Origin of the sequence: Phycicoccus sp. Root101, from assembly GCF_001426245.1 — a bacterium.
Taxonomy (GTDB): Bacteria; Actinomycetota; Actinomycetes; order Actinomycetales; family Dermatophilaceae; genus Pedococcus.
The window spans coordinates 75,036-100,334 of record NZ_LMCM01000009.1 but is presented as its reverse complement, the minus strand read 5'-3'; the positions used below and the strand labels follow the sequence as shown (position 1 = coordinate 100,334).

Below are 25,299 nucleotides of genomic sequence, written 5' to 3'. Positions count from 1 at the left end.
CCGTCGTCACGGAGGTGGACGACGTGCTCGTGCTGCTCGTCGCCGACGATCCGGTCGTGGTGGACGGCGTGGGCAGCTTCGTCGTCGATGCCGCGGTGGCCGTGGCGGTGGTCCGCGACGGGGTGGTCGTCGACGGGGTCGGGGTCGGGCAGGCCGTGGTGGTCGAGCTCGACGAGGGTGTGGTGGTGGAGGACGAGGTGGTCGAGGTCGTCGTGCCCGTGGCCGACGTGCTGGACGACGTCGACGGCGTGGTGGAGCTGGAGGTCGTCGAGGACGTGGATGTCGAGGAGGTGGATGTCGACGACGTGGACGACGTGGACGACGTGGACGACGTGGTGGTCGTCGTGGAGCTGCTCGTGCCGGTGCTCGTCGTCGACGAGCTGGTGGTGGAGGTCGACGTCGTGGTGCTGGTGGTGGGGTGCGACGTCGTGGACGGGTGGGAGCCCGGGGTGCTCGCCCTCGGTGCGGCCACGACCGGTGGACGCGACGGCGGGCCGACGGGCGGTGTGGGCGACGAGGGCAGGGTCACCACGGAGCGGGGCACCGCACCGCCGGGGGACACCGTCTGCATGAGGCGCAGGACGTCGCGCAGGTACACGTCCGAGTGGTTGTACGACAGGATCGCCGAGCGGAGTCCGACAGCGGTCGACAGGTCCCGGCCCCCGGCGCAGAGGTACGCGGCGGCGGAGAAGGCGCTGTCCTCGACGTTCTGCGGGTCACGGATGCCGTCGCCGTTGCCGTCGCGGCCCCAGCGCTGCCACGTCGAGGGGATGAACTGCATCGGCCCGACGGCCCGGTCCCAGACCCGGTCCGCGTCATAGCGGCCGTTGTCGGTGTCGAAGATCGCGGCGAAGGCACCGCCGTTGAGGACCGGCCCGTAGACGGCAGGGACGGCTCGGTGCCGGCTGTCGAGGCTCCGTCCAGCCAGCGAGCCGGACTCGACCTGGCCGATGGCGGCAAGCAGCTGGACCGGAAGCCGGCACGAGGTGGGGGCGGACGCGACCGCCGAACGGTAGGCGCTCCACAGGACGACGGGGACGCTGGTGCTCCCCGCGGCCCCTTGCGGGACGGGCGGGTCGACCACCGACGGCTGGAGCGCGGCGGCGAGCGTGGCAAGCCGCAACGGCCCGGCGATCACCTGGTCGACGCTGACCAGTCCCGTGCGCTCGCCGACCACGAGGTCGCGCGGGGTGACGTCCCAGTCCGCCGCGGTGCTGGGACTGGGCGACGGGGCCGCCTGGGCGGGCCCGGTCGGTCGGCCGGCGCTGGCCGGTGCGTCGGCAGGGCTCCCGCCCACGAGCAGGGCCGCACCGAACGCCATCACGGACAGGGCAGTGGCGAGCGGGCGCGCGACCGGGATGCGGACCACCCGTGGTCCGCGCTCCGGGTGTGGCTCGGCCATCAGACCTCCCCGCTGGTTCGGCCGTCGTTCATCGCACGCCAGATCGACGCGGTTCCCCCTCGGGCCGATCGTAAGCCGCAACCGGCGGCGAATCGACCCCCAGATGGCGGGGAATCCGGGCCGCCTGTGACGGGTGTGACCCCAAGGGTCCGTGGGACCCATGGGGCACCCGTCACTGCGTTGCTCGGGGTCACGACGGCCTCAGCAGGTGCTTCCGTCGACGAGCAGGATGGGGCAGGTGCCGGTCGACGGGGGGAGGACCCGTTGCAGGCCCCAGATCCCGACGGCGGTGAACGGACGTCGTTGGTCACCGTAGAAGTAGTCGCCGGGCACCTCCGCGGTCCCGCCGGCACCACCGACGACGTTGAGGTCGAAGGTCTCCCACGGCGCCATACCCTGCGCGGTCATCCAGGGTGAACGGCCCACGAGCGGGTCCTCGTCCCAGCGCAGGCCGCCGAGACTGAACACGTGGTTGTTCTCGCTGCCGGGTGCCACCATGACGTGCACCAGCTCGGGATCGCCCGCGAAGGCGGTCAGGTACGGCACCTGTCCGGGGTTCTTGAAGGACGTCGGGCCGTCCCCTGCCGGGGCCGTGAGGTAGTTGATGTTCGACCGCCCCGCGGTTGCGTTGGTCGGGTACGGCATGAAGTCCTGCCCGATCTGGGTGTCGTCGTCGGCGATGGTGACCGAGAAGTCCCGGTAGTCCTGCGGGGTCCCGCCGGGCACGTGGACGATCACCTGGGCGCCGAGGTCCTTGGCGTCACCGGTCACCGGGTCGCTGAACTCGGTGGACAGGCCCGGCACCTTCGAGGCCGGAGCCACGACGACCAGCCCGTACAGCCCGTTCTTGAGCCGGCCGTTGGACGCGAGGTCGCTGACCACGGCTGAACCCACCCTGTGCTCCGGCACGTAGTAGACGTACGAGCGCGTGGCGTTGGGTGCGGTGTTCTGGTCGGTCGAGAAGCCGATGTTCACGCCACCGGAGCCGGCCTCGCGGTCCAGCTTGCCGACCGAGAACCCGACCGGCGTGGTGAGCAGGTTGGTGAGGTTCACCGTGACGCACTCACCCGCGACGACGTGCATCACGAGCGGCTCCGGCACCTTGAGGCGCGCCTTGACCGACGCCACGTCCGCGTTCGGGACGTATGCCGTGCGACCACCGCTGACGTTGCCCGACCGGTCCATCGCACTGAGGCCGAAGGTGCGTTGGGGCGCACCCGAAGGACACGGGTTGCCCGGTGACGTCGTCGGCGGTGGGGCTGCCCCCGTGGGTGTCGGCACCGTGTAGTCAGGGCCGTCGGGGGTGTTGCCCGGCAGCGGCCGCAGGGAGTCCACACGGCCGGGCAGCACCCGGACGAGACCCCAGGCGCCCTGCTGCGTGCGCAGCTCGGTGCCGTTGGCATAGAGGTAGTCACCCGGACGGAGCCGCAGGTCGGAGTTGCTGCCGCCGATGACGAGGCTGTCGCGCTCGCTGACACCCGCGTGCACGGCGTCGATGATCGACTCCTTCGTCTCCCTGAGCTCCTGGTTGGTGCGTGCACCGACGAAGTGCAGCGAGTCGACCGTGGGGGAGACGCTGATCGAACGGACGACGAGGGGGTCACCCGGGTACAACCGTGGCAGCGGCGTCACCGGGTCGCCGTACTTCCACGAGCTGAACTGGTTGGCCTTGTCGGTCCGGCCGGCCAGCGGGTTGGCCTTGAGGTTGAGCGTCGACCAGCCGGCCGCGTCGTTGTCGTTGATCGTCCACAGGGCGAGCTCGCGGAAGCTGCCGTCCACCACCCCGGGGACCAGCGGGTTCGAGGTGTGGATGTCCACGATCGTCCCGGAGTCGACCTCGGCACCGGAGACCGGGTCGTGGTAGGTCGAGCCGCGGGGCTCCACGATGAGCTGGCCCACGAGTCCGTGGCCCCAGCCGTGGATCCCGTCGACGTGGTCGTGCCAGAAGACGTTGTCCAGGGCCACGTCCGGGTACCACCGGTACTGGATGAACTCGATCCCGGCAGACTCGGCCGCGTCGTGGTCCTTCGTGAGCGGGGACGTCAGGGTGACCGTGCCGGCGGCCGTGTCGACCGACGCGACCTGGTGCGGCTCGATCGACTCCAGTCCCTCACCGACGGCGAGCCACGGGTGGGTCGGTCGGCCGTTCGCGTCGGTCCCCACGAACTTGGCCACCGACGTGAGGTGCAGGACGGTGTCGCCCACGTGCGCAGCGTCGACGAGCTTCGGGTCGGTGACCGTGTAGGGGCGCACGCTGTGCTCGTAGGCGAAGCCGGTCGAGACGCCGTCGGACCCCTGGACGTCGAACTGCACGTGGTGGATGTGCATGGTCGTCTTCGAGAACTTGTCGAAGGCCGAGGCGTCGGGGATCTCGTTGGTCAGGGTGATCGCCACGCAGTCGCCCTGGTTGGCGCGGATCGCCAGCGGATCGGACTTCGCCGGGTCGGCGAGCGTCGCCACCTTGTCCTTCGCGAGGACGAACAGCTTGCCGTCCGGGTCGTTGACCGTGGGGGTCCGGGGGATGGTCTTGCCGATCGCGACGACGTTGTAGGTCCGCAGCTTTCGACCCTGCGGGCAGAGCCCGTCGTCACGGGAGGCCCACGGGTCGGTCGAAGACCCCGCTGCCTGGTTCGCGTTGGCGCCGAGCCACGGGGCGCCCGAGTGACCGTTCGCGGTGAACGGTGGTCGCTTGCCGATGTTGGTGCGCAGCAACGGGTAGGCGGGTCTGCCGTTCACCGGGTTGAACAGGATCGCGGGCCGGTTCCCGACGAGGTGGCCGACGTCGACCGCGAGCAGGTTCGGCTGTCCCTGGACGACCTGCACCGAGTCGGGGAAGACGGTGGGGTCAGCCGGGGCACCGAGGTACAGCGGTGCCTCGGACGTGCCGGCGACCTTCCAGTCCCACACGGTGGGGTCCTGCCCGTTCTGCGGTATGCCGGAAGGCGGCAGCTGAGGACGGATCCAGTCGTCGAGGTTGTCCTTGGTCAGGGTCGTGCCGTTGATGGTCCGGCCGATGAGACCGGCCGAGTCCACCGCGGCCGGAGGGGCGGTCCGGTCGCCGATCGGCACGAGGTCGGGCTGCAGCGTGTCGTAGACGCGCCACATGCCCCACATCCCAGACGTGTAGTGCTTGGCGATGTGGCAGTGGAACAGGAAGTCGCCAGCGCTCTGCTGGACGCCGCCGGCGCCGCCCTCGATCTCGAGGTTGTAGGACTCGCCGGGGCCGATCGACTGGGAGTCGAGCCGCTGCGATTGCGACCCCGTCTCCGGGTCCTTGTAGAGCCCGGTCTTCGCGTAGCTGATGGCGTCGTCGGCCACCGGGTTGGCCCGCCACCGGTCGCCACCACCGTGCAGGTGGAAGACGTGGAACTTCTCCGCGCCCACGTGCATCAGGCGGATCTTCGTCGGGTCGGCCAGGTAGCCGCGCATGATCGGGGTCGCCGGCTCGCCGAACGTGTAGGAGCTGTACGAGTGCGACTTCTCCTTCGGGAACGCCAGCAGGCGGTTGCGGAACGGCTCCGAGCGGTAGTTCAGCGCGAACGCGCCGGGGCGGTACGTCCCGGTGATGTTGTCGACGAGTGGGATGTCCAGGTTGTTCTTGTCCTTGAGGAGCTCGTTGTCGTTCCCGATCTCGTGGTGAAGGAGGGCCGCCTCACGGAAGCCGCACGTGGGCATCGTCGAGTAGCGGTCGCAGGCGACGTCGGTCCCGGCGGGCTTGATGATCGCCTCCCACCCGGAGGTGAGCGGCAGGCCTGCCGTGGTCGGGTCCCAGTAGGTCGAACCCTTCGGCTCCACGACCAGGGCACCGAACAGCCCGTGGTTGACGGCCGCACGGAATCCCGGTCCCGGGTGGATGTAGTGGCCGCCCTCCTCACGCGGGTCGTCCGGGACGCTGAACCGGTAGGTGCGTGTGGCGTTCAGCGGGACCGTTGCAGCGGGGTTCTTGCCCAAGGTGTTGCCCGACGAGGCGAGGGTGAACTCGAGACCGTCGATGTGGAAGCCGTACGAGCCGGTCGTCGACCGGTTGGTGTACTTCACCTGGACGCAGTCACCCTCGTTGGCGCGGATCACCAACGGCTGTATTGCGTCGCCGTGCAGTCCCACGGACACCTTCTGGGAGAGGGCCTGGGCCTTCACGGCGGCGACCTGGCTCGTGAGCGTGTAGATCTTGCCCTTGGGGTCGTGGTCACCGAAGCGGTTGAGCGGCGTGTCCACGTCCATCGCCGTGACGTCGAAGACCTTGTCGGCAGGGCCCCCGGCGAAGCAGCTGGTCGATCCGGGCGACGGCGCCGCTGCGGCGGGGACGGACGAGGCCGCAGCCGTGGCGGCTGCGACGGCCGCCACCGACAGCACCGCGACCGTGCGGCGGCTGCGGGCGACCCGGCGCACGAGGGAGGGGAGCGCGCGGGGGAGCCGGGGTGCGATCAGCACGATGGCGGCGAACGGCAGGTAGACGACGAGCAGTGACGCGGTGTCCGCGAGCAGCGCGACGACCGGGAGGGCGGCGCTGCCCGCGTCGAAGAAGGTGTATCGGATGCCGTTCCCGGCGGCTGCCGCGAGGGCTGCGGTCATGGCCAGCTGGAGGGCCGCCACGACCGGGGAGCCCGGGAGGGCCGCGTCGGGGAGGTGGTGGCCGATCGACGGGTTGCCCGCACCGACCTGTCCCCGGCGGTCGTGGGCCAGCACGGTCGGGACGGCGACGACGAGCAGCGGCAGCAGGAACCCGGTCGCAGGCAGGCCGTCGAGTGCGGCCGCTGCCCCGACGTGACCCTGCGCCCCCGCCAGCTCGAGCCACCCCAGCCACAGGGCACCGAGCACGGCGAAGGCGCAGGCGATCAGGACGTCGCGGGTGATGCGGGCGACGAGAGGGACGGGTCGTGGTGACTGAGTCATGGCGAGACCTGCTTCGGGACGGTGGTGCTGGTGACCGGAGGTGCGGTCGAGGGTGGGCCCGACCTGCCGTGGTCGTGGGTGGCGGCTGGGCCGGCGGTGTCGACGCGGAGCAGGGGGACCACCTGGCCGGGGGCGGTCAGGCGCAGCTGGGCTCCGTTGCGGGGCACGACATACGAGAGGGCGCCCTCGAGGTGGCCCCCGCGACGCAGCGAACCGCGCTTCATCGACCCCGCCACGGGGTCGAGGGGGACCGTGCCGGCGAGGGCGCGCAGGACCGAGGTGTCGTAGCCGGCGTCCGCGTCGGACGCCGCGACCTCGAGGGTGACGCGGACGAGCGCCCGGTCGGTGGTGACGAGGCTGTTGACCCCGTGGGACATCCCACCCAGGTCGGCGTCGCTGAGTCCGCTCACCTGCTCGACGTGCAGGACGCGATAGCTGATCCCGTTGACCTGCAACGTCATCGGGTCAGCAGGCCCCTTGAGCACCGACACGACGTGACGGGCGCCGAAGGCGGTCGCCGTCAGGACGAGCAGCGCCACGAGGGCCACACGCCACAGCCGTGGCGCGGCACTCGACGTCGTGAGGGACATGGGTCGATGGTCGACCCGGCACCTTGGGCAAATCTTTGGGTCATCCTCGGGGCGGAGTTGCGCCGGGCGCCCGCCCGCTACGCTCCGGGGCGTGGTCTCCGGCCGTGGGCTGCGTGGTGCGGGCGCCACCGCACTGGCGGTGGTGCTGTCCTGCTGCGCGATCATCTGGTTCACCGCGACCGCCGCGCAGGCGCACGCCCAGCTGGTGCGCAGCTCACCGGCCGCCGGGTCGGTCGTCGCCCGCGCCCCGCAGGTCGTCAGCCTGACCTTCGGTGAGGAGGTGCAGGCGGGGGACGGCGGGATCGACGTCTACGACGACCGGTTCGCCCCTGTCGACGCCGGCCCGGTCCTGGCCACCCCGGGGGATCCGTTCACGCTGCGGGTCTCCCTCCCTCCCGGGCTGGCACCGGGCACGTACACCGTTGCCTGGCGGGTCAGCTCGGGCGACACCCACCCCGTGGCGGGTTCCTTCCGGTTCTCCGTGGGGAGCCCCAGCCAGGTCCGTGGCACCCTGCCCGACCCCGGGCGCAACGAGGGGGTCGGGACGTTCCTGGGGGTGCTGCGGTGGGTCGGCTTCGTGGGTGCCGCGCTCGGACCAGGGGCCGTTGTGGCTGCGCTCCTCGTGTGGCCGGCAGGGTTGGGGCAGCGCAGGATCCGCGTGCTCGTCGGCACGGGTCTGGGCCTGCTCGCGGTGAGCACGGCCGGCGGCATGCTGCTGCAGGGGGTGTACGCGAGCGGCCGACCGCTCGCCGCCCTCTGGCAGGCGCCGCAGACCCTCGACAGCCACTCCGAGCGTTTCGACCGGGTGTATGCCGTGCGCAGCTACCTGCTCGTGGCTGCGGCCGTCGGGGTGGTGGCCCTGCTCGGCCTCCCCGCGCCGGCGCGTGACCGGTGGCGCAGGGTCTGGGTCGGCGTGGCCGTGGTCGCGACCCTGGCACTGCTGGCCACCTGGCCGTTGGTCGGCCACTCCGCGGTGCCGCCCGGCGAGACCCTGGCTGTCGGCGTGAACCTCGTGCACATCGCCGCCATGGTCCTGTGGCTCGGTGGGCTCTGCGTGGTGCTCGTGGGCCTCTCTGTCGACCGCGACACGGTCGCACGCAGTGCGCTGCCCAGGTTCTCGGTCCTGGCGCTCGGGAGCGTCGCGGTGCTGGTCGCCTCCGGGGTGGTCCTGGCGTGGCGCGAGGTCGGCACCGTGGGGGCGCTGGGGGCCACGACGTTCGGACGCGTCCTGCTGGCGAAGAGCGTCGCCGTCGTCCTGCTGCTCGGCGTGGCCAACCTGGCCCGCCGGTGGGTGGCTCGTCGGACGGCGCCCGATCACGCTGGCAACACGGGCGATCCGGCCTGGAGACCGTTCAGGCGGGGACTCGTGGGCGAGGTCGCCCTGGCTGCCGTCATCCTCGGGCTCACGGCGGCGCTGGTGTCCATCGTCCCGGGCCGCCAGGCGGCCCAGAGCACGCCGGATACCTCATCCTCGTCGGGGACGTCCGGCTCCCGCGTCGTGACGGGCGCCCCTGACCCGAACGGGTCCTGCCCGGCGGCACCATGAGCCCGCCGGTAATGGTGACCGGGCGTCACGCCTCGCGGTCTTCACTGCTGGGCCTGGCTGCACCTCCGGGCCGGCTGCACTGCTGGGCCGGGCTGCACGGTGAGCCGCTCGCGCGCACGGCCAACCCGGCCGCATACGGGGCCACTGGCCGAACGGGCGCAGCACAGTGCCCGGCACATCGGGGGTGATGTGCCGGGCACTGTCGGAAAGGGCGGTGCCCCGGACTGAGTGAGGGGGTGGTCCGGGGCCCGCGGATGTGGGGTCCTGCTAGGGAGCTGCCGGTCCGGGCCTCCCCTCGCGCGCCCCGGACCGGCTCACCTCAGCTCATCTGGCCACCACCGTGGTGGACTTGTCCGACGGGACGCTGTCCCCGAGGGCGTTGATCGCCACCACCTCGAACTGGTAGTTGCCGGTGGGGAGGGCGATCGTCCTGGGAGTGACGGTGCCGTTGAAGGTCGTCTGGCTGAAGAACGTCAGCGTGACGCCGTCTGCGGCGACCCGGTAGGCGTTCACCCGGTAGTTCGTGATGGTCGAACCACCGTTGCTGGCAGGAGCACTCCAGACGGCTTGAGCGTTGCTCGCGCCGCCGGCGACACCGGCGATCGGAGTCCCGATGCCCGGCTTGCCCGGCACCGTTGCCGGGGTCACCGTGTTGGAGCTGGCCGACGCCGCGCCGGTGCCGTTGGCGTTGACCGCCTGCACCCTGAAGTTGTACGCGGTGCCGTTGGTGAGGCCCGAGACGAGCGCGCTCGGCGTGCTGCCGGAGACGGTGTCCGTCCTGACGGTCGTACCACCGATCCGGACCTGGACGAGCCAACCCGTGACCGGCGACCCTCCGTCGCTACCCGGGGTCCAGCTCAGGCTGACACTGGTGTTGCCCCGGACCGCCGTGACCGCTGTCGGTGCGCTCGGGACGCCCACGGGGGTGACCGCGTTGGACGGCGCCGAGAGCGGACCCGCTCCGAAGAGGTTGTTGGCGCGCACCTGGAAGGTGTACGGCCTGTTGGTCACCAGACCGGTGACCACGCGGCTGACGGCCGTGCGGGCGATCCCGGTGATGGTCTGGGTGACCACACCGTTGGAGCTGACCACGATGTCGTAGCTCGTGATGGGCGAGGTGCCCGCGGGCAGGACCGGTGCGGTCCAGGTGACGGTGGCCGATCCGGTGGCGGCGGCACTCGGCGTCGTCGTTGCGGCGACGTTGGTGGGTGCCGGCGGCGGGGTGAGCAGCAGCACCTGGTCGGTGAACTGCAGCCGCTCGATGTTCCGCAGCGTGTCGATGCCGTCGGACACCTTCTGGGTGGCCCGGTTGACCGCCCCGGTCTGGGTGACCGTGAAGCTGCCGTTGGCGTTGCGGACCACGGTGAACGACGCCCTGGGGGCGAGGAAGACCGCGGTGTCGACACCGGTGTCACCAGCGGGGGCCGGCACGATCTCGCGCACCATGACCAGCTGGCCGGGGTCGACGGTCCCGTCGAACACTGCCTGCTGCAGCGTCTTCGGGTTGCCCGCCTGGTAGGTGCCCTCCATCAGCGTCGCCGACCCGATCTCCGGGCCGGTGCCGTCCGCGTTGGTGCGGACGCTGATGCGGACCTGGAGCGAACGGTCGCCGTCGATGATGTCGTCGGCGCCACGACCGGTGATCGTGTCGCTGCCTCCACCACCGAGCAGGATGTTGCCGTCACCCCAGATGGGTCCGGAGAGCGGGCAGGTGCCTGCGGCCGAGTTGGCCACGACCGGAGCCAGCGCACCGGTGAGGGGCGGCAGGATCGCCGAGAGCCCACTGATGCGGTTGACGCCTGCCTGGTCGAGGACGTCGCAGCCGGTGAAGCCTGCGCCGCCGATCGCCGAGGGGACGTCGTCGTTGCCACGGATGACGTCGTTGCGTGCGGAGCCCGAGTCGGCCTCGGTCTCCTGCCAGCGGTCGCGGTTGACGACCACCTGAATCGGCAACGGGCCGAGGTTGTTGTTGATGGCCATGTCGTCGTCGGCGGCCACCGTGTCGTACTGGTGGATCGCCCAGTCGAACCCTCCGGCGCCCGCGTTGCGGTCGACGAACGAGTTCTGGCTCATGATGTCGTCGCCACCCTCGGTGTCGTAGTCGTTCTCACCGACCTGGCCGATGAAGATGTCGTGACCGGGGCTGGTCTCGGCGGGGTCGTCGAAGAACGGTGCACCGTGGTCGCCGATGAGCAGGTCCTGACCGGACCCACCTTGGATCCAGTCGTCGCCGCCACCACCGAAGGCGGTGTCGGTCCCGGCACCGGCGATGATGAAGTCGTCGTCAGGTCCGGCGAACTCCTCGTTGTCGTTGGCGCCGCCGTTCATGAAGTCCCGGCCGTCGCCACCCATCATGATGTCGATGCCGTTTCCGGCGTCCATGGCGTCGTTGCCCGGACCACCCTTGAGGACGTCGGCACCACCGGTGTCGGTCATCCGGTCAGCACCGTCGCCTCCGATGACGACGTCGTCGCCGGAGTTGCCGTCGAGCCAGTCGTTGCCGTCGTTGCCGAGGATGGTGTCGTTGTCGATGCCGCCCTTGATCCGGTTGGACGTCAGGTCGCCGTTGTAGACGGACTGCCCGTTGATGCCCGCGGGGTCCACGGAGTTGATCAGCTTGTAGGTGATCTGGCCGTTGGCCGAGCGCGTCAGCAGTGCGTTCTCGTCACAGTCGGTCGTGGGGTCGTCGGTGACGGAGGCACCGAACTGCGTGAACCCTGCGGCGGTGTTGGCGAGGTTGGCCAGCTGGAACTTGCAGTCGGCCGTCGCGAACGCGTCCTGCTTGAGCGTGTGCGTGTTGTCGGTGTTGCGCATGATCAGCTCGGCGAAGCTGTTGCTCTCGAGCTGCGTCCGCAGGTTCATGCCGGGGGTGCGGGCCAGGTAGTACAGCCGGTCCCCGTTCTGGAGGTTCGTCAGCGACGTCTCGAAGACGTAGTTGAACGTCTTGCCGAGCAGCCCGCCGTTGATGTCGGTCGACTCGGCGAGACCACCGACCCAGAGGTCGACCTTGTTGAGGCCGGTCTCCTGGTTCGCCCACGCACCGGCGCCGTTGATGAAGTCCATCTCGTCCTGGGTCGGGCTGAGGCCCACGCCCGGGTCGATGATGGCCTGCGCAGCGGCGCGCTTGGCCTGGTAGGTGGTGGCGTTGACGATGCTCGGGTACGTGCCGTAGGCAGCCACGAAGTTCACGAGGGACTCCGGGTGCTTGAGGTTGTTGCCCAGGTCGGCCCAGCTCGTGTACGGCGCCAGCTGCCCGTCGTTGGTGACGGAGAAGATCTGGCGGCGCAGGTTGTTGAGCGTCGGGATGCCCTCGGACCGGGCGCGGGTCATGTTGAGGGTCGGGAGGTCGAGCGGCAGCCCCAGCAGGTTGTTGCGGAGGGTGTCGGTGACGAACTCGTCGATCTCCTGCCCGACCTGGTCGGACATGCCCATGATGATCCCGCCGGCAGCGGCCTCAGAGCTGAGCGCGCTCCCGTTCAGGCCCCGGTTGTACTCCGGGGGGTTGAGGAACCCGTCGAGCAGCTTGATGTCGTAGTGCTGCGGTGGCGAGGTCGAGCCTGCCGGGAGCGGGGCCGTGCGGTCGATCGTCTCGGTCAGCATGGAGTGGCCGAAGCGGTAGACGGCGGCGGCGAACTCAGCGGGGATCGTCGGGTTCACGTCGGAGTGGTAGACGTGGAACGGGTCGATCGCGGGCTGCACCTTGCGGGCGAACTCCTCGAACACCAGGTGCTGGTACTCCATCTCGGTGACGAAGCGAGCGGCCTGGAAGAGGCGCTGTCCGTAGTTCCACCCGGACGGGCCGTCCGTACGGGTCCACTGCTGGAGCACCGACTGGGGGACCTTGGTGGTCAGGGTGTTGTTGATGTCGCCAATCAGCCGGTCGTGCTCCGAGTGGAAGATCTGGTGCACGGTGGTGAGGGCGATGTTCTCGTTGACGCGGCCGTCACCCGCGGTGAAGTGCGAGTCGAGAAGCTCGTCGTCGTAGGTGCCGGCGGCCTGGCCGTCGAGCTGGGTGCCGGCGGTGGTGTCGGGGTCGGGGCTCTTGCAGCCGGACGGGGTGTTCGGCGCTGTGCAGGGACCCACCGAACCGGGGTCGGCGTCGTGGGCGATGTCCGTCAGGAACGGCGTGTGGAAGTGCAGCACGTTCGCCGGCGGCTCGACGGGCGACGCGAGGTCACCCTCGACCAGACCGGTGGCGGTGACGTATTGCGGGAGGCCACGGTCCGGTCCGGGGACGAAGTTGCCGTAGGGGTCGGTGGCGAGCATCGGGATGTCGAGCACGTCCACGTCGCGGAGCTTGAGCCCGAGGACCCGAGCCGCTTGGTCCTTGGTGGTGGCCCAGGTCGACATGCCGTTCTTGCGCAGGTCGTTGGTGGCCAGTCCGTTGGCGATGCTCGGACCGCCGAGGAGGCGGCCGGTGTCCTTCGGGTGGTTGGCCGCATCCAGCTCGTACTCGCGCAGGAACGCCTGGTGCGACCCGTGCGAGGTATAGGTCTGGCTCTGGTCCACGAGGGGGGTGTCGGTGTTGGCCGGGTCGAGGTCGTCAGCGGTGCCGAGGACGCCGTCCGGGCCGGGCTCGTTCTGGCCGCGGGTCAGGACCATGAACCGCAGGTTCGGGTCCAGGTCGTCGGCGTTGCCGAAGATGTGGTCCGGTCCGGCGACCAGCGGGTCGTCGTCGCGCAGCGGCACGAACACGGTGCCACCACCCTTGACCGTCTGGTCGACGCCGTGGTCGAAGAACTGCCCGAAGATCGTGAACAGGCCGTTGAACGGCGGGGAGAGACCCACGTCCGTGGTGATGTTCGGGATGGAGAGAGTCTCACCGGCGGGTGTGCAGCCGGCCGGGAGGTTGTTGGCGTCGCACGGGAAGACCCCGGTGTTGCCCTGGCTGCGCACCGGGTGTCCGGCCGCGGCCACGGCGGCCGGGTTCGTGGCCGTCTGGTCGACGATCAGGTTGCTGATCAGGCGCGGCTGGGTGTCGAACACCATGTTGCCGGGCTGCTTGGTGTTGTAGGTCGTGGGGGTTCCGGCACCAGGGAAGCCCGCCGGGACGTTCTCCGCGTCCTTGAAGTCGGCGGGGGCCATGCGCTCGAAGGGCACGTCGGCCGCGGCGAACTTCTCGCGTCCGGGGACCAGGTTGTTGCACTCGCCGCCGACGGTGCGCAGGCCGTAGGAGGTGAGGACGTCGGGTACCTGCTCGGCATCCGGGATCCCGTCGCCAGGCTGGTTGAGCAGTCCCTTGCAGGGCTCTGCCGGCGTCGCCGTCGCGGCGTGCCGCTCGGCGATGTTGATCTGCTTGAGGATGAACGAGAGGTCACCCGCGGTGATCGTGAATCCTGCCTCGACCGGTGCCGAGGCGGCGTTCGCAGCCAGCGACGGTTGGAGCAGTAGGGCGGCGACGACGGCGCCGACGGATCCGAGAACCGTCAGTCGCGCCGGGCGTCGCAGGGTTGTGCTGCGTCTGCGGCCACTCGGACCGGACCGACCTTCTCCGGGGTCCCGGAGCTCTCGGGCAACACGCTCGAACCGTGCGTGGGAACTGGCCATGACACACCTGCCTCCTGAGGAAATGACAGGCCCACGGTGGAGGCACGACCTTGGGAAAATCTTTCTGCCGGGTCAGCGGGGGAGCCGGGCGCGCACGACGGTCCCGTGCGGACGCCTGCCCTCGACGACGACCGAGCCCCCGGCCTCGGTGATCGTCTCCCGGACGATGTCGAGCCCGACGTGCCCGGCGATCCTGGTCGCCACGGCTGTGCCGCCGCTCGTGACCAGGCCGCGACCGTCGTCCGCCACGCGCAGGCTCACGGCATACGGCGTGATGATGAGCTCCACGTCGACCACGCCGGCCTCGGCGTGCTTCGCCACGTTGACCATCGCCTCGCGTGCCACGCGGTAGATCAGTCCCGCGGTGACGGGGTCGACGCCGGTGTCCTCGTCGAGGTCGAGCTCGACCCGCAGGCCCTGCTCCCCGAGCCCGGCCGCGAGGTCACGGATCGCCGCGTCGAGGCCGGCCTCGTGGGGTGTCACGGGGAAGAGGTTGGCCACGATGTCGCGCAGGAGGCGGATGTCGCGACGCAGGATCGCCGCGGCCCGGTCGGCCGTCGGGTCCGAGCCGTCGCCGGCCCTCCCGAGGGCCTCGAGGCTGACCGCCGCGCCCGAGAGGTCCTGGATGACGTCGTCGTGCAGGTCCTGTGCGAGCCGTTGCCGTTCGAGCTCGACGGCCTTGACGGTCTGGGCGAGCAGGCGCGTACGCGACCTGCGGATGCTGCTGACCCGTCGGGCGAGGCCGATGGCCAGCGGCAGCTGCGACAGCGTGAGGGCGCCGAGGGCGAGCACCCCCACGGGGGCGATCTTGGCGAGCAGCTGGTCACGTTCCCGCTCGACGCGGACGAGGGGGAAGTACATCTCGTAGACGACGTCCTGTCCCGCGTGTGAGGACGACAACGTGTAGACCTCGACGAGGCTGTCGGTGCCTGTCTCGAAGACGTTCTCCTCCTCGTCGAGGGTGGAGATCGCCGAGACCGGCGCACCACCCGGGCGGAGCTTCGACAGGTCGGGGTCGGACGAGAAGTTCCGCCCGATGAGGGCGTGCTCGTCGGAGTAGATGATCACCCCGTCGGGCTTCCAGATCTTGACCCGCGCCAGGGATCCGTCGCTCATGCGCGGCCCGAGGCGGCGGTCCATCGCGGCGATCGCGTCCGGCTGCGAGGCGATGAGGGCCTCGGTGACCCCCGGCGCGAGGAGCCTGCGGGCGATGCTGGCGCCGTCCTCCGCCGCGTTGTCGAGGGCGTGCGCCTCCGCGATCCGTTCGAAGGCGAGGAAGGTCGGGACCGACACGACGACGAGCGCCACCGCGCCGTACAGGAGGTGCCGCACGACGGCGCGCCGCACTTCGGTGCTCTCCGAGGAGGACCCGCCGCGGCCCCACATCAGCGGAAGTCGTCTCGCAGCTGGCGATCGGGCTGCTCGATGGTGACCAGTCCGAGCTGGGCGGCGATGATGACCGCCTCCAGCTGGCTGTGTGCCTTGAGCTTGGTCAGGATCGTCTGCACGTAGCTGCGACACGTGCTCAACGAGATGTTGAGCTCCTTGGCGATGTGCTGCACGTCCTCGCCGCGGGCGAGCAGGGCGAGCACGTCGAGCTGCCGGTCGCTCAGCCGGACCGGGGTCGTCGTCGGTTCCGCGGCCTCCGCGATGAGGTGGACCATCAGCTCGGGGTCCACGGCGACGTGGCCCGGGCCGGCGGTGCGCACGGCCTCGAGCATGTCGGCCAGGGTGCCGTCCTTGGCCAGGAAACCGCAGGCGCCGGCGACGAGCGCGTCGCCGGCGAACTCCGGCTTGGCGTGGGCCGTCAGGACGATCACCCGGGCGAACGGGTCGATGGCCATGATCTGGCGGGTGGCGTCGAACCCGGTCGAGTCCGGCAGCTGCACGTCCATGAGCACCAGCTCCGGCCGCAGCTCGCGGAACATCGCGACCCCCTGGGCCGCTGTCGTCGCGTGGCCGACGCTCTCGAGATCGGCTTCACGGTCGAGGGCGTTCGTCAGCAGCTCGGCGAACGTCTTGTGGTCGTCGACCACCAGGACACGCGTGACCGTCTCCTGCACCTCCATGCGACCAGCCCCCTCCGTCGCGCTGCTGCCAGCCCAGGCCGAGGTCGAACGTGGTCCATCCCGACCTGTACGACCCGCCCCCGATTGTCAGGCCGATCGCGCCGCGGCGGCTCCACCATTCGTCGTGCTCCCTGCTCGTGCCAAGAGCGTGGACAGCACCAGTCGAGCCTCCTCGAAGGACACGGGAGGCGTGCTGCGGGGAGCAGGTCCACGGTGCAGCGACGACGCCGGTCCGCGGCTACCTGTCACGCTGTGCAGGCTGACGACGGCATCGAGCAGGCGGCTGAGCTCACCGTTCGCCTCGTTCGCCCCGCGCAGCAGGCGGACGTACGTCTCCTGCAGCACCCGGCCGGGGGAGCAGCCCAGCTCGCGAGCGAAGACCTGCCGGCAGTCGTTGTAGGCGCGCAGGCCCTCGGCGTGTTGGCCGAGCCGCTCCAGGCTGGACAGGTAGGAGATCCAGGCGGCCTCGTCGAGGGAGTCCTGCTCCAGCGCGAACATCGACCACTGACGCGACAGCGAGGGTGCGAGGTCGAGGACCTTGACCGCTCCCTGCACGAGGAGGGTGCGCATGCGCCCGACGTGCAGGCGTCGCAGGTCGACCAGCCACTCCAGGTCGCCCTCCTCGGGGAGCACGTCGGCCTGCCCCAGGGCGAGGGCCTCGACGAACAGGGGTACGGCGTCAGCCGCCGCGGTCCGTGGGTCGGTCGCCCGCCGGATCAGCTCCTCGTGCCGGTCGAGGTCGAGCTCGACGCGCGACATGTCGAGCGTGTAGCTCCCGGCCACCGAGCCGATGACGTCCTCGATGCCGGGCGCAGCCGCGTGCAGATGCTTGCGCAGCACGCACACGTACGTCTCGAGGTTGGCCCTCGACCCCTTGGACCCGTCGCCCTCCCAGAGCATCGAGACCAGGCGGTCCTTGCTCACCGGGGCGCCGCCGTGGGCGAGCAGCGCCTCCAGGATCAGTCGCGGCTTGGTGCCGCCGAGCTGGCGTGGTCCGAGGACCACGGCGCCGACCCGTAGGTGGAACCCGCCGAAGAACCTGACCTGCATCCGCGCAGGTCGCCCGCCGCCCCTCTGGGCTGGACGTGCTGTCGTGCTGTCGTACGTCGTCATGTGACCCCTCCTCACCGCGTCCGAGGCTGTCGCATCCTGCGTCCGTGCACACGGTGCATTCCGCTCAGAAGGTCACCCCCAATCCGCTGTGGCCCGACGTGACCATGCGCCCTGGTCCGCAGGGACTAGTCACTCCCCAGCCGCCCCCTTCGGACGGCAGGTATGGCGCGTGGCCGGCCACGCGCCATACCTGCCCTATCCTTGGCGACGGATGAGTCGGCCAGGCGGTCGCGTCGGTGGGCAACCACCGCCGAGGAACGTCCGGGCTCCACAGGGCAAGGTGGTGGCCAACAGCCACCCGGGGTGACCCGCGGGACAGTGCCACAGAGAACAGACCGCCACGGTGGACCACGCAGCTCCGGTTGCGCAGGCACCGCGGTAAGGGTGAAACGGTGGTGTAAGAGACCACCAGCGGGCCAGGTGACTGGCTCGGCTAGGTAAACCCCACCTGGAGCAAGCTCAGACAGTGTGCGTCCGAGGGCTGCCCGCCCGAGCACACGGGTAGAGCGCTGGAGGCAGTCGGCAACGGCTGTCGTAGATGGATGACCGTCACCACGGCCCGGGCAACCGGGCCGCGGGACAGAACCCGGCGTATCGGCCGACTCATCCACTTCAGGTCTCTGACCTTCGGCTTGTCTCCTCGAACCATTGCTGGTCCGCAAATGGTCAACCACAATTTCCGGGCACTCCGTCGAGAGCTTCCCTGGTGCGCTCGTGGAACCGGACTGGGGGACCTCCGCTGCCGTGAGTGCGCGGTCCATTCGGGCCAGAACGCAGATCGCCGCATGGGCATGCCGACCTCGTTGGTGAGACCAACGAGGTCGCGGGGTAGCTCTCCAGATGCGCGCTCAGCGCCTCCGACTGCTCCAGGTCGCGACGGTCGATGTTGAGGCTGAAGAGCTGGCCTGTCGCAGCCCGGTGCCGGCCGCCACGCGACCGCCCCTCGGTCAGTCGTCCTTCTTGAGACTCGGGTACTTCTTCTCCACCGCAGCTCGTACTTTCTGCTTCTCCGCTTCTGATCCATGCTGGGCTACCCGAGCCAACGCGTTCCGCGCATGCTCGATGTCGGGGATGGGGTACTTCTCCTGTTCCGGCAAGGCGAACGACGACTTCTTCAGCCGCTTGCGGTTCCGGCTGTCACTCAGATCCTTTGACATCTGATCTCCTTCCATGGGGTCGTCCATCCCCGATCTACCCGCATGACCCATGGCCCAATCATGAGTCGGCCACGAACCGACGAAGACGCAACCTGGTGCAGCACACCCGAAGTTGCCCTGCTCGGCCCTGAAGCGGCCCGATGGACTGGTCCGCCGGGAACGTCGTTGTCGACAGTGTCCGGAACCCAGATGGCCGGTTGGCGGCGCGCCAGCCCACCCCAGATCGCGATCGCGCCACCGCTCGATGTTCGACCTCTCGACGGGCGAACTCGAGCACGGCAGCCCGTGCAAGGGAGCAGATTCCCGAGTCGGGAAGCCCCAACACGGTTGAGAACCCCCTTGTCAGGGCACACCACAGACATGCCAGCAATGACCGACTGTCCAAGCCACAGTCAAAGTCCATTCCGGGCTGCCCTTGATCGTCAGCCCGTCCGCGAGCTCCCTGCGGGGGTGTCATCCGGACCACGCGGCAGCCGCCGCGTCGGCCCGAGCGCACCACCATCCCCCGAGCCAAGGACGCGCAGGACCCGGCGCCGGTCAGGTGACTGCGCGAACCCAGGAACCAGGCAGGGCCCGATGGGCGAAAAGCAACGCGAACAGGCGGAGCGCCGGGACTGTGGCAACGGGGGGCCCGGGCTCGGCCCGTCACGCCCACCCGGGACCCGGACAGGTGAGTCCGCCGTGCTCGGGGGAGCCGTGCGCGTCGGTGGCTGCGCCAAGGCGGACCCACACCGCCTTCGAGATCGGTTGCTGCCGACCCGCAGGTCCCTACCTCCATGCCTGTGGGCGCTGGGCCAATGGAGGTGCGCATGACCGACAGCCTGTCCCGACTTGAGCTACTCGCGGCACTGCTGCAGGAACGCGGTTGGACGATCGCAGTGGCGGAATCCCTTACCTCCGGCGCCATCGCCTCGGAACTGGGCCGTGGTCCTGAGGCTGCTTCCTGGTTCCTCGGGGGCATCGTTGCCTACGCCTCCCGCACGAAGTTCGACATCCTGGGCGTCTCGCCGGGCCCGGTGGTCAGCCCGACCGCCGCCTGCTCCATGGCGGCCTCAGCAGCGGAACTCTTCGGCTCGGATCTCACTCTGGCTGCCACGGGAGTGGGGGGACCCGGGCCCCAAAGTGGGGTAGCAGCCGGAACGACCTGGCTTGCCGTCCGACGCCGGGACCACGTCGAGACACACGTGTTTCACTTCAGCGGGCTCCCTGAGCGGGTGATCGGCCAGACGGTCGACGAAGCTGTACGACTGCTGATCCGGGCCTGCCGCGGACCACGGGACCCCGGCCGTAGCCGCACCGAGCCCGGCTCACTGACAGATCGTCCAACGGAACCTCGGCCAGTGTCGGCTCCCGTCGCGGCCGACCTCGCTACGACCCCGACCTGGTCCACAGACGGCCAGTCGGCCGGCTGAGAAGCTTCGCTCCATGATGAGGGGGCCCAGGTCGACCTGGGCCCCCTCAAGGCCACGTTCACCCCGCCCGGCAACAGTTCCGACTGCGAAGTCGGGATGCCGTGCACGAGACGCTGTGCTGCTCGTACCGCATCCTCCTTTGCGACTGAAACCGTCGACGTCGAGGAACGGGCGCTGCGTTCTACTCCTGGGTTGAGCGCACCGTGTCGGCGGACGACTGGGCCTGGGCCTTGACGTCGTCGGCGGTGGCCTTCCCTTCCTCGGTCACCGTGCCGGCGGCATCCGTGGCCGCGGTCTTCACGCTCGCGGCTGCCTGCTGGGCTGGCTCCTTGAGCTCCTGGGCGGTGTCCTGCGCCACGGACTTCGCCTCCTCGATGAGCGGCTCGGCCTTGTCCTTGAGCGCCACCGCGGCCTGCTTCTCCTTCTCCGAGGCCGGCAGCATCGAGCCGACGAGCCATCCTGCGCCGAGGGCGATCAGCCCTGCGGCGAGGGGGTTGCCCTCGGTCTTGCGCCGCGCCTTGTCGGCTGCCGCGCCAGGGGCTCGACCGACGCTCGAGGCGGCGTCGGAACCGCTGCCCCGGACGTCGTCGGCGGCACCCATCACGCGCTCCTTGACGGAGGTGGCCACGCCAGCGACCTTGTCGGCCTGTCGGCGGGCGACGTTGGAGGGGCTCACGGTCTCGGTGAGTGCGTTCACGTCATTGCTGAGCCGACCGCGGGTGTCCTCGATCTCCCTGCGGATCTGGTCTGGGTTGTTCGTCATGCGTGGTCCTCGTTCCCTTTGAGCGCGTCGGGGATCTCCCGGGCAGTCTTGGTTGTCTGTGGAATTCCCTTGACCTGCTTGATCTCTCCTCGTCCTCGTGCAGCCAGAACTGCAGCGATGACAGCCCACACGCCTGCCACGACGAGGGCTGACCACCCACGTCCGATGTGGTTGCCCAGTCCCCACCATGCGGCGACGGACAGGAAGAGCAGGACGAAGTGACCGGCGACACCGGCTCCGGCGAGCATCCCGGCGCCCTTGCCCGCCTTGGTGGCGGACTCGCGCATCTCGACCTTGGCCAGCTCCATCTCCTGGCGCACCAGGGTTGACAGGTCGCGACTGATGTCCGCGAACAGCTCGCCGACGTTGCTCAGCGAGCGGGCCTGGGGGTCGTCGAGCTGGTCGGGGTGGCTCATCGGGGCGACTCGCCGGTGCTGACGGGCGCGCTGTAGGCGGAGAACCCGGCAGTGCTGTGGTCGACAACCGGTGCGACCGGAGCCGCAGCCGGAGCCGCGGCCGGCGCCGTGGTCGTGGCCGCATCGCTGGTCCCGCTAGCGTCCTGGTCCTGGTGGTCTGCCACGAGTCCACGGCTCAGGCGTCCCCCCACCAGGCCAACCAGGGCCGCGGTCGCGAGGAAGGTGCCCGGACGCTGGCGGGCGAACTGCTTCACCTCGGAGACCAGCGAACCAGGATCGCGCTGGTCCAACCACGCCGCCGCATCGCCCATCCGCTGTGACGCTTGGTGGGCAAGGTCGCTGGCGACGCCCTGCTGCTCGGAGCCACGGGCCATGCCCGACAGCTCCTCGCTCAGGGAACGCAGGCCCTCGGCGACCCGGGTCTGCTGCTGGGCACTCTGGTCCATCAGCTGCGTGCGCGTCTGCTGCCAGAGTTCCTTGGCCTGCTGGCTGGTCTCCTGGGCGACGTTCTTCACCTCGTCCCTGCCAACCTGTGCCACGTGCGCCGCACCGTCCTTGACCTGCTCGCCGGTGGCCTTCGCCTCCTCCTTGGCGACGTCCTTGGTGCTGGCCGCGTCGTTCGTACTCGTGGCGCCGACCTCATCCGAGAAGGCACGGTCCTCGCGCCCGTGGGTCACCTCGACGGTGCCCAGTTCACGCGTGTTGTCGTAGTCGTCCCTACTGGTCGTTCCGTACATCTCACTCATGTCTCGTCCAGTCCTGTTGAAGGGGGTGGCACGCCGTTCGGTGCTGGGCGCCTTCTCCCTATCTACCCCCGGCCTGACGCCCCAAACCATTTGTGAGCCCCTGACCTGCGCAGATGTGCTGAGCGGCTCGCGCACCGCTGCCCACGCAGTGTGGCGATGGCACGTTCTGAGCGGGGTCTTGCGTAGGACGACCGTGGTCAGCCTCGAGGGAACTGCGGCCAGCGCGTAGGCCCGAGCAGCGTCCGCCGTCGATCGGCGAGCCACGGGTCGTGGGACGTTGCGCGTGCCCCCATCAAGGTCGAACGCGAACCGCTCACTTGTCGCGTGCCGCTGAGTCAAGGGACACGCGACCACAGCCGACCCAGGTATGCATGCCCCGGACTGAACGGGGTATGGCTCGCTCATGGACGCACGAGCAGATCTCTCGAACATTGCTGGACAGCAGCAGGACTGGCCAGGCGCCGTTGGTCACCTTGACCCTCGACCGGACCACGGCGAAGAGTCGTATGTGGGCCGCGGCCGGCTGGCGGGCAAACGCGCGGTGATCACGGGCGGAGACTCGGGGATCGGGAGAGCGTGTGCCGTCGCATTCGCCAAGGAGGGAGCCGATCTCGTGCTGGCCCACCTTCCTGAGGAGCAGGCCGACGCTGACGAAACGGTCGACTTCGCGCGGTCCGTCGGTAGGCAGGCGTACTCCGTCCCCGGCGACCTGCGCACCTGGGAGGCGAACAAGAACCTTGCCGACCGCGCCGTCGAGTTGCTGGGCGGGCTGGACGTCCTCGTCTGCAACGCGGCCTACCAGATGACACATGACGAGCTCAGCGACTTCTCGCCAGAGCAGATTCGTCGAACGTTCGAGACCAACGTCTTCTCACCGTTCTGGCTGACCGAGGCTCTGGCCCCACAGCTGAGCGGTGGTGGGTGCGTGGTCGTGACGACGTCGGTTCAGGCATATTCGCCCTCGCAGCATCTCTTGGACTACGCCGCGACCAAGGCCGCTCTGAACAACCTGGTCGTCAATCTCGCACAGGAGTTGGGCCCTACCGGGATTCGCGTGAATGCCGTCGCGCCCGGTCCGATCTGGACGCCGCTCATCCCGGCAACCATGCCGGCCGAGAAGGTCCAGGGCTTCGGCTCAGACACGCCGCTGGGTCGTGCCGGTCATCCGGTTGAGGTCGCCTCGGCCTTCGTCTTCCTTGCCTCGGACGAAGCGAGCTTCGTCTCCGGTTCTGTTCTGGGTGTCACTGGCGGGAAACCCGTGTTCTGAACCCCTCTTCTACCCCCGTCCACCCCCAGAGTCGTCCCGCACACGGGGCGCAGTCGAATGTCGTTGGGCAGCGTCAGATCTCCGCTCACCCAGTTGACGCCTCGCGACGGTCTGGCGCACCGCGCCAGCTCGAGGCGCGCGGCACCTCGATGCGTCAATCGCTGGCTTGACCGCGTGCGCCCACACTTGGCGCGGGATCCCACGGGTGACCGCAGGAGTGGCACCGAGCTACATGATGGGTTCTGGCAGGGCGTGCGTCGTCTCTGGCCCGAGGACCGGTGACGATCGTCCACTTGGGCGATGCGCACCTGGGGCAGGTCCCTGAACGTCGGACCATGACTTGATGGTCACACGCCGGATGTCGCAAGCCAGGAGGGTGCGCGGGTCTGTGGGCCCGGGTCAGGACGGTGCCGCGTTCGCTGAGCGATCCCAGGTCCGTCCTGGGTCCCACCCGCGCCGCGCTCGACAGCAAGCGCCCGACGAGGGAGCATCCTGCCGACCAGTAAGCGGCCACCCGTTGTCTGGCTGAACCGGCGGATCCCTTCCGAGGGCCCGCTTCGGGGCTGTCCGACACCACGTGACCAGCGGACAACGTGACCGGCGGACAGGCTCGCCGACCCCTACGGCATGACGTACGGCCTTTCGCCGGGGCCGTGATCACCGCTATGCATGGCACGTGACAGCGGCACAGTGGTTCCTCGATGGTGCAGGGCGCGGCAACGGTGAGACTTCCCTCGACCGACGGCACTCGGACGGCAAGGCTTGGACCGAGGGCAACACAGTCGTCCCGCTCGTGCATGGCGTCGCCTACTACGCGGAGCTGCACCGGAGCGTGTCGAACATGCGTGACGGCGACCTGCTGCTCTTCGTCGACTGGCGCGGCGACCCCGACGAACAACTGCTGGGCGAGCCTGGCAGCGAGATAGCCCGCGTGTTGAGCCGCGGGGCTGAGCGTGGAGTGGACGTGCGCGGGCTGCTCTGGCGCTCCCATCTGGACCGGCTGCAGTTCTCCGCCACCGAGAACCGGCACATGGGCGAGGACATCAACGCGGCAGGCGGCGAGTGCGAGCTCGACATGCGGGTCCGCCCCGGCGGCTCACACCACCAGAAGTTCGTGGTGCTTCGGCACCCCGGTCGCCCCGAGCTCGACGTGGCGTTCGTGGGCGGGATCGACCTCTGTCACAGCCGCCGGGACGATCGCGACCACCACGGCGACCCCCAGACCCAACCGATGGCGAAGGTCTACGGGAAGCGGCCGCCGTGGCACGACATCCAGCTGATGGTGAAGGGCCCAGCCGTCGGTGACGTGGAGACGGTGTTCCGCGAGCGTTGGGACGACCCGCGACCCCTGACCCGAGATCCGTTGCGGCTGCTTGGCGACCGGCTGCGCAAGGACGAACCGAAGCGGCTCCGACCGCTGCCCCCACAGCTGCCGGATCCCGAGCCGGTCGGTGAGATGCCGTTGCAACTGCTGCGGACCTATCCGAAGCGTCTCCCGGGGTACCGCTTCGCACCGAAGGGCGAGCGGAGCGTCGCGCGCGGCTATACGAAGGCGATCCGACGCGCCCGCCGGCTGATCTATCTCGAGGACCAGTACCTGTGGTCCCGGCACGTCGCGGAGACGTTCGCGCAGGCGCTGCGCGACAACGACGAGCTGAGGCTGATAGCTGTCTTGCCGCACCACCCGGACCAGGACGGGTACTTCAGCCAGCCGCCGAACTTGATTGGTCGAGAACGTGCGGCCGACATCCTGCGGCAGGCGGGTGGTGACCGTGTCGCCTTCTACGGTCTGGAGAACCACGCCGGAGTACCCGTCTACGTGCACGCCAAGGTGTGCATCATCGACGACACCTGGGCCACCGTCGGGTCGGACAACTTCAACCGCCGGTCATGGACCCACGACTCCGAGGTGTCGGTCGCGGTGCTCGACGAAGGCTACGCCCGAGGGCTGCGCACGACCTTGGCAAACGAGCACCTCGACCGAGCGGAGGGTGGCGAGGTCGAGCTGTCAACGATGTTCGAGGCCTTCGCCGAGTCGGCGCGGCGGCTCCAGCAGTGGCACGGTGTCGGGCGGGTGGGTGAGCGCCCGCCGGGCCGACTGCGTCCCCTGGCGGAGCCCCCTCTGTCGCCTTGGACGCGGATCTGGGCCACGCCGATGTACCGCACGCTTTACGACCCGGATGGAAGGTCCGCCATTCAGCGATTGACCCGCCGTTACTGAGCGTCCTGCGCACGAGGAGGAGGAACGCAACAACAGGCCCGTGGTGGCCGCCGCCGGATCCCCTTCTGCGGGCACCTCGGGCAAGGCCGTTCAGCCTCTGCCGGTCCACGTCCAAGGGGAGGCCATGCTGTCCTGTGACCCCAAGTGACACAACGGA

At 69.7% G+C, this 25,299-nt stretch carries 14 protein-coding genes, 1 other RNA gene and 1 pseudogene; 5 read left to right on the top strand and 11 right to left on the bottom strand.

Annotated features, from left to right (window positions below; all coding sequences use genetic code 11):
* Positions 1-718 precede the first annotated feature (718 nt).
* The 3 genes and pseudogenes from ASC58_RS21705 to ASC58_RS15160 form a co-directional block, all read right to left on the bottom strand.
* Positions 719-781: pseudogene (locus ASC58_RS21705) on the bottom strand (hypothetical protein); the annotation flags it as partial.
* Between the two features lie 822 nt (positions 782-1,603).
* The gene (locus ASC58_RS15165; RefSeq protein ID WP_056919903.1) at positions 1,604-6,295 is read right to left on the bottom strand and encodes a multicopper oxidase domain-containing protein; all 4,692 of its coding nucleotides are present in this window, start codon (positions 6,293-6,295) and stop codon (positions 1,604-1,606) included.
* Positions 6,292-6,885, bottom strand: coding sequence for a hypothetical protein (locus tag ASC58_RS15160; RefSeq protein ID WP_056919902.1), 594 nt, complete (start codon positions 6,883-6,885; stop codon positions 6,292-6,294). Before ASC58_RS15160 ends, ASC58_RS15165 begins: the two co-directional genes overlap by 4 nt.
* Before the next feature lie 91 nt (positions 6,886-6,976).
* Between ASC58_RS15160 and ASC58_RS15155 the strand changes: the two genes are divergently transcribed.
* Positions 6,977-8,431: a copper resistance CopC/CopD family protein gene (locus tag ASC58_RS15155; protein ID WP_056919901.1), complete on the top strand. Its 1,455-nt coding sequence runs from the start codon at positions 6,977-6,979 to the stop codon at positions 8,429-8,431.
* 324 nt (positions 8,432-8,755) lie between these two features.
* On the opposite strand, the gene ASC58_RS15150 is transcribed toward ASC58_RS15155, so the two are convergent.
* The 4 genes from ASC58_RS15150 to ASC58_RS15135 form a co-directional block, all read right to left on the bottom strand.
* On the bottom strand, positions 8,756-13,978 hold the full coding sequence (locus tag ASC58_RS15150) for a peroxidase family protein (RefSeq protein WP_082553359.1): 5,223 nt from the start codon (positions 13,976-13,978) through the stop codon (positions 8,756-8,758).
* 72 nt (positions 13,979-14,050) lie between these two features.
* Positions 14,051-15,364: a sensor histidine kinase gene (locus tag ASC58_RS15145; protein WP_056919900.1), complete on the bottom strand. Its 1,314-nt coding sequence runs from the start codon at positions 15,362-15,364 to the stop codon at positions 14,051-14,053.
* Positions 15,364-16,047, bottom strand: coding sequence for a response regulator transcription factor (locus ASC58_RS15140; protein ID WP_056917579.1), 684 nt, complete (start codon positions 16,045-16,047; stop codon positions 15,364-15,366). The genes ASC58_RS15145 and ASC58_RS15140 overlap by 1 nt, the downstream gene beginning before the upstream one ends.
* Positions 16,048-16,134: 87 nt before the next feature.
* Positions 16,135-17,160: a BTAD domain-containing putative transcriptional regulator gene (locus tag ASC58_RS15135; protein ID WP_082553358.1), complete on the bottom strand. Its 1,026-nt coding sequence runs from the start codon at positions 17,158-17,160 to the stop codon at positions 16,135-16,137.
* Positions 17,161-17,372: 212 nt separating this feature from the next.
* Between ASC58_RS15135 and rnpB the strand changes: the two genes are divergently transcribed.
* Positions 17,373-17,770: RNase P RNA component class A (gene rnpB, locus ASC58_RS16850), an RNA gene on the top strand.
* A gap of 337 nt (positions 17,771-18,107) precedes the next feature.
* Here the strand turns inward: rnpB and ASC58_RS15130 are convergent.
* Positions 18,108-18,317 (bottom strand): DUF6582 domain-containing protein, encoded by a 210-nt coding sequence (locus ASC58_RS15130; RefSeq protein ID WP_056917577.1) that lies wholly within the window; start codon positions 18,315-18,317, stop codon positions 18,108-18,110.
* Between the two features lie 776 nt (positions 18,318-19,093).
* Between ASC58_RS15130 and ASC58_RS21985 the strand changes: the two genes are divergently transcribed.
* Positions 19,094-19,729, top strand: coding sequence for a CinA family protein (locus tag ASC58_RS21985; protein ID WP_369796244.1), 636 nt, complete (start codon positions 19,094-19,096; stop codon positions 19,727-19,729).
* 181 nt (positions 19,730-19,910) lie between these two features.
* On the opposite strand, the gene ASC58_RS15125 is transcribed toward ASC58_RS21985, so the two are convergent.
* From ASC58_RS15125 to ASC58_RS15115, 3 genes are read right to left on the bottom strand one after another with little or no spacing between them, the layout of a single operon-like run.
* Positions 19,911-20,492: a DUF3618 domain-containing protein gene (locus ASC58_RS15125; protein ID WP_056917576.1), complete on the bottom strand. Its 582-nt coding sequence runs from the start codon at positions 20,490-20,492 to the stop codon at positions 19,911-19,913.
* Positions 20,489-20,908 (bottom strand): phage holin family protein, encoded by a 420-nt coding sequence (locus ASC58_RS15120; RefSeq protein WP_056917575.1) that lies wholly within the window; start codon positions 20,906-20,908, stop codon positions 20,489-20,491. Before ASC58_RS15120 ends, ASC58_RS15125 begins: the two co-directional genes overlap by 4 nt.
* Positions 20,905-21,654: a hypothetical protein gene (locus ASC58_RS15115; protein WP_056919899.1), complete on the bottom strand. Its 750-nt coding sequence runs from the start codon at positions 21,652-21,654 to the stop codon at positions 20,905-20,907. The genes ASC58_RS15120 and ASC58_RS15115 overlap by 4 nt, the downstream gene beginning before the upstream one ends.
* Positions 21,655-22,057: 403 nt before the next feature.
* Here ASC58_RS15115 and ASC58_RS15110 point away from each other — a divergent pair, with 403 nt between their 5' ends.
* Entirely contained in the window at positions 22,058-22,921 is an 864-nt protein-coding gene (locus tag ASC58_RS15110; RefSeq protein WP_056919898.1) for an SDR family oxidoreductase, read from the top strand.
* Between the two features lie 793 nt (positions 22,922-23,714).
* The gene (locus tag ASC58_RS15105) at positions 23,715-25,142 is read left to right on the top strand and encodes a phospholipase D-like domain-containing protein (protein ID WP_235529262.1); all 1,428 of its coding nucleotides are present in this window, start codon (positions 23,715-23,717) and stop codon (positions 25,140-25,142) included.
* The last annotated feature ends 157 nt before the right edge of the window (positions 25,143-25,299 follow it).

Excerpts from the sequence above, each read along its gene's own strand:
- ASC58_RS15165 (WP_056919903.1), bottom strand. The coding sequence starts at position 6,295 with ATGACTCAGTCACCACGACCCGTCCCTCTCGTCGCCCGCATCACCCGC.
- ASC58_RS15160 (WP_056919902.1), bottom strand. The coding sequence starts at position 6,885 with ATGTCCCTCACGACGTCGAGTGCCGCGCCACGGCTGTGGCGTGTGGCC.
- ASC58_RS15150 (WP_082553359.1), bottom strand. The coding sequence starts at position 13,978 with ATGGCCAGTTCCCACGCACGGTTCGAGCGTGTTGCCCGAGAGCTCCGG.
- ASC58_RS15145 (WP_056919900.1), bottom strand. The coding sequence starts at position 15,364 with ATGTGGGGCCGCGGCGGGTCCTCCTCGGAGAGCACCGAAGTGCGGCGC.
- ASC58_RS15140 (WP_056917579.1), bottom strand. The coding sequence starts at position 16,047 with ATGGAGGTGCAGGAGACGGTCACGCGTGTCCTGGTGGTCGACGACCAC.
- ASC58_RS15135 (WP_082553358.1), bottom strand. The coding sequence starts at position 17,160 with ATGACGACGTACGACAGCACGACAGCACGTCCAGCCCAGAGGGGCGGC.
- ASC58_RS15130 (WP_056917577.1), bottom strand. The coding sequence starts at position 18,317 with ATGTCAAAGGATCTGAGTGACAGCCGGAACCGCAAGCGGCTGAAGAAG.
- ASC58_RS21985 (WP_369796244.1), top strand. The coding sequence starts at position 19,094 with ATGCCTGTGGGCGCTGGGCCAATGGAGGTGCGCATGACCGACAGCCTG.
- ASC58_RS15125 (WP_056917576.1), bottom strand. The coding sequence starts at position 20,492 with ATGACGAACAACCCAGACCAGATCCGCAGGGAGATCGAGGACACCCGC.
- ASC58_RS15120 (WP_056917575.1), bottom strand. The coding sequence starts at position 20,908 with ATGAGCCACCCCGACCAGCTCGACGACCCCCAGGCCCGCTCGCTGAGC.
- ASC58_RS15115 (WP_056919899.1), bottom strand. The coding sequence starts at position 21,654 with ATGAGTGAGATGTACGGAACGACCAGTAGGGACGACTACGACAACACG.
- ASC58_RS15110 (WP_056919898.1), top strand. The coding sequence starts at position 22,058 with ATGGACGCACGAGCAGATCTCTCGAACATTGCTGGACAGCAGCAGGAC.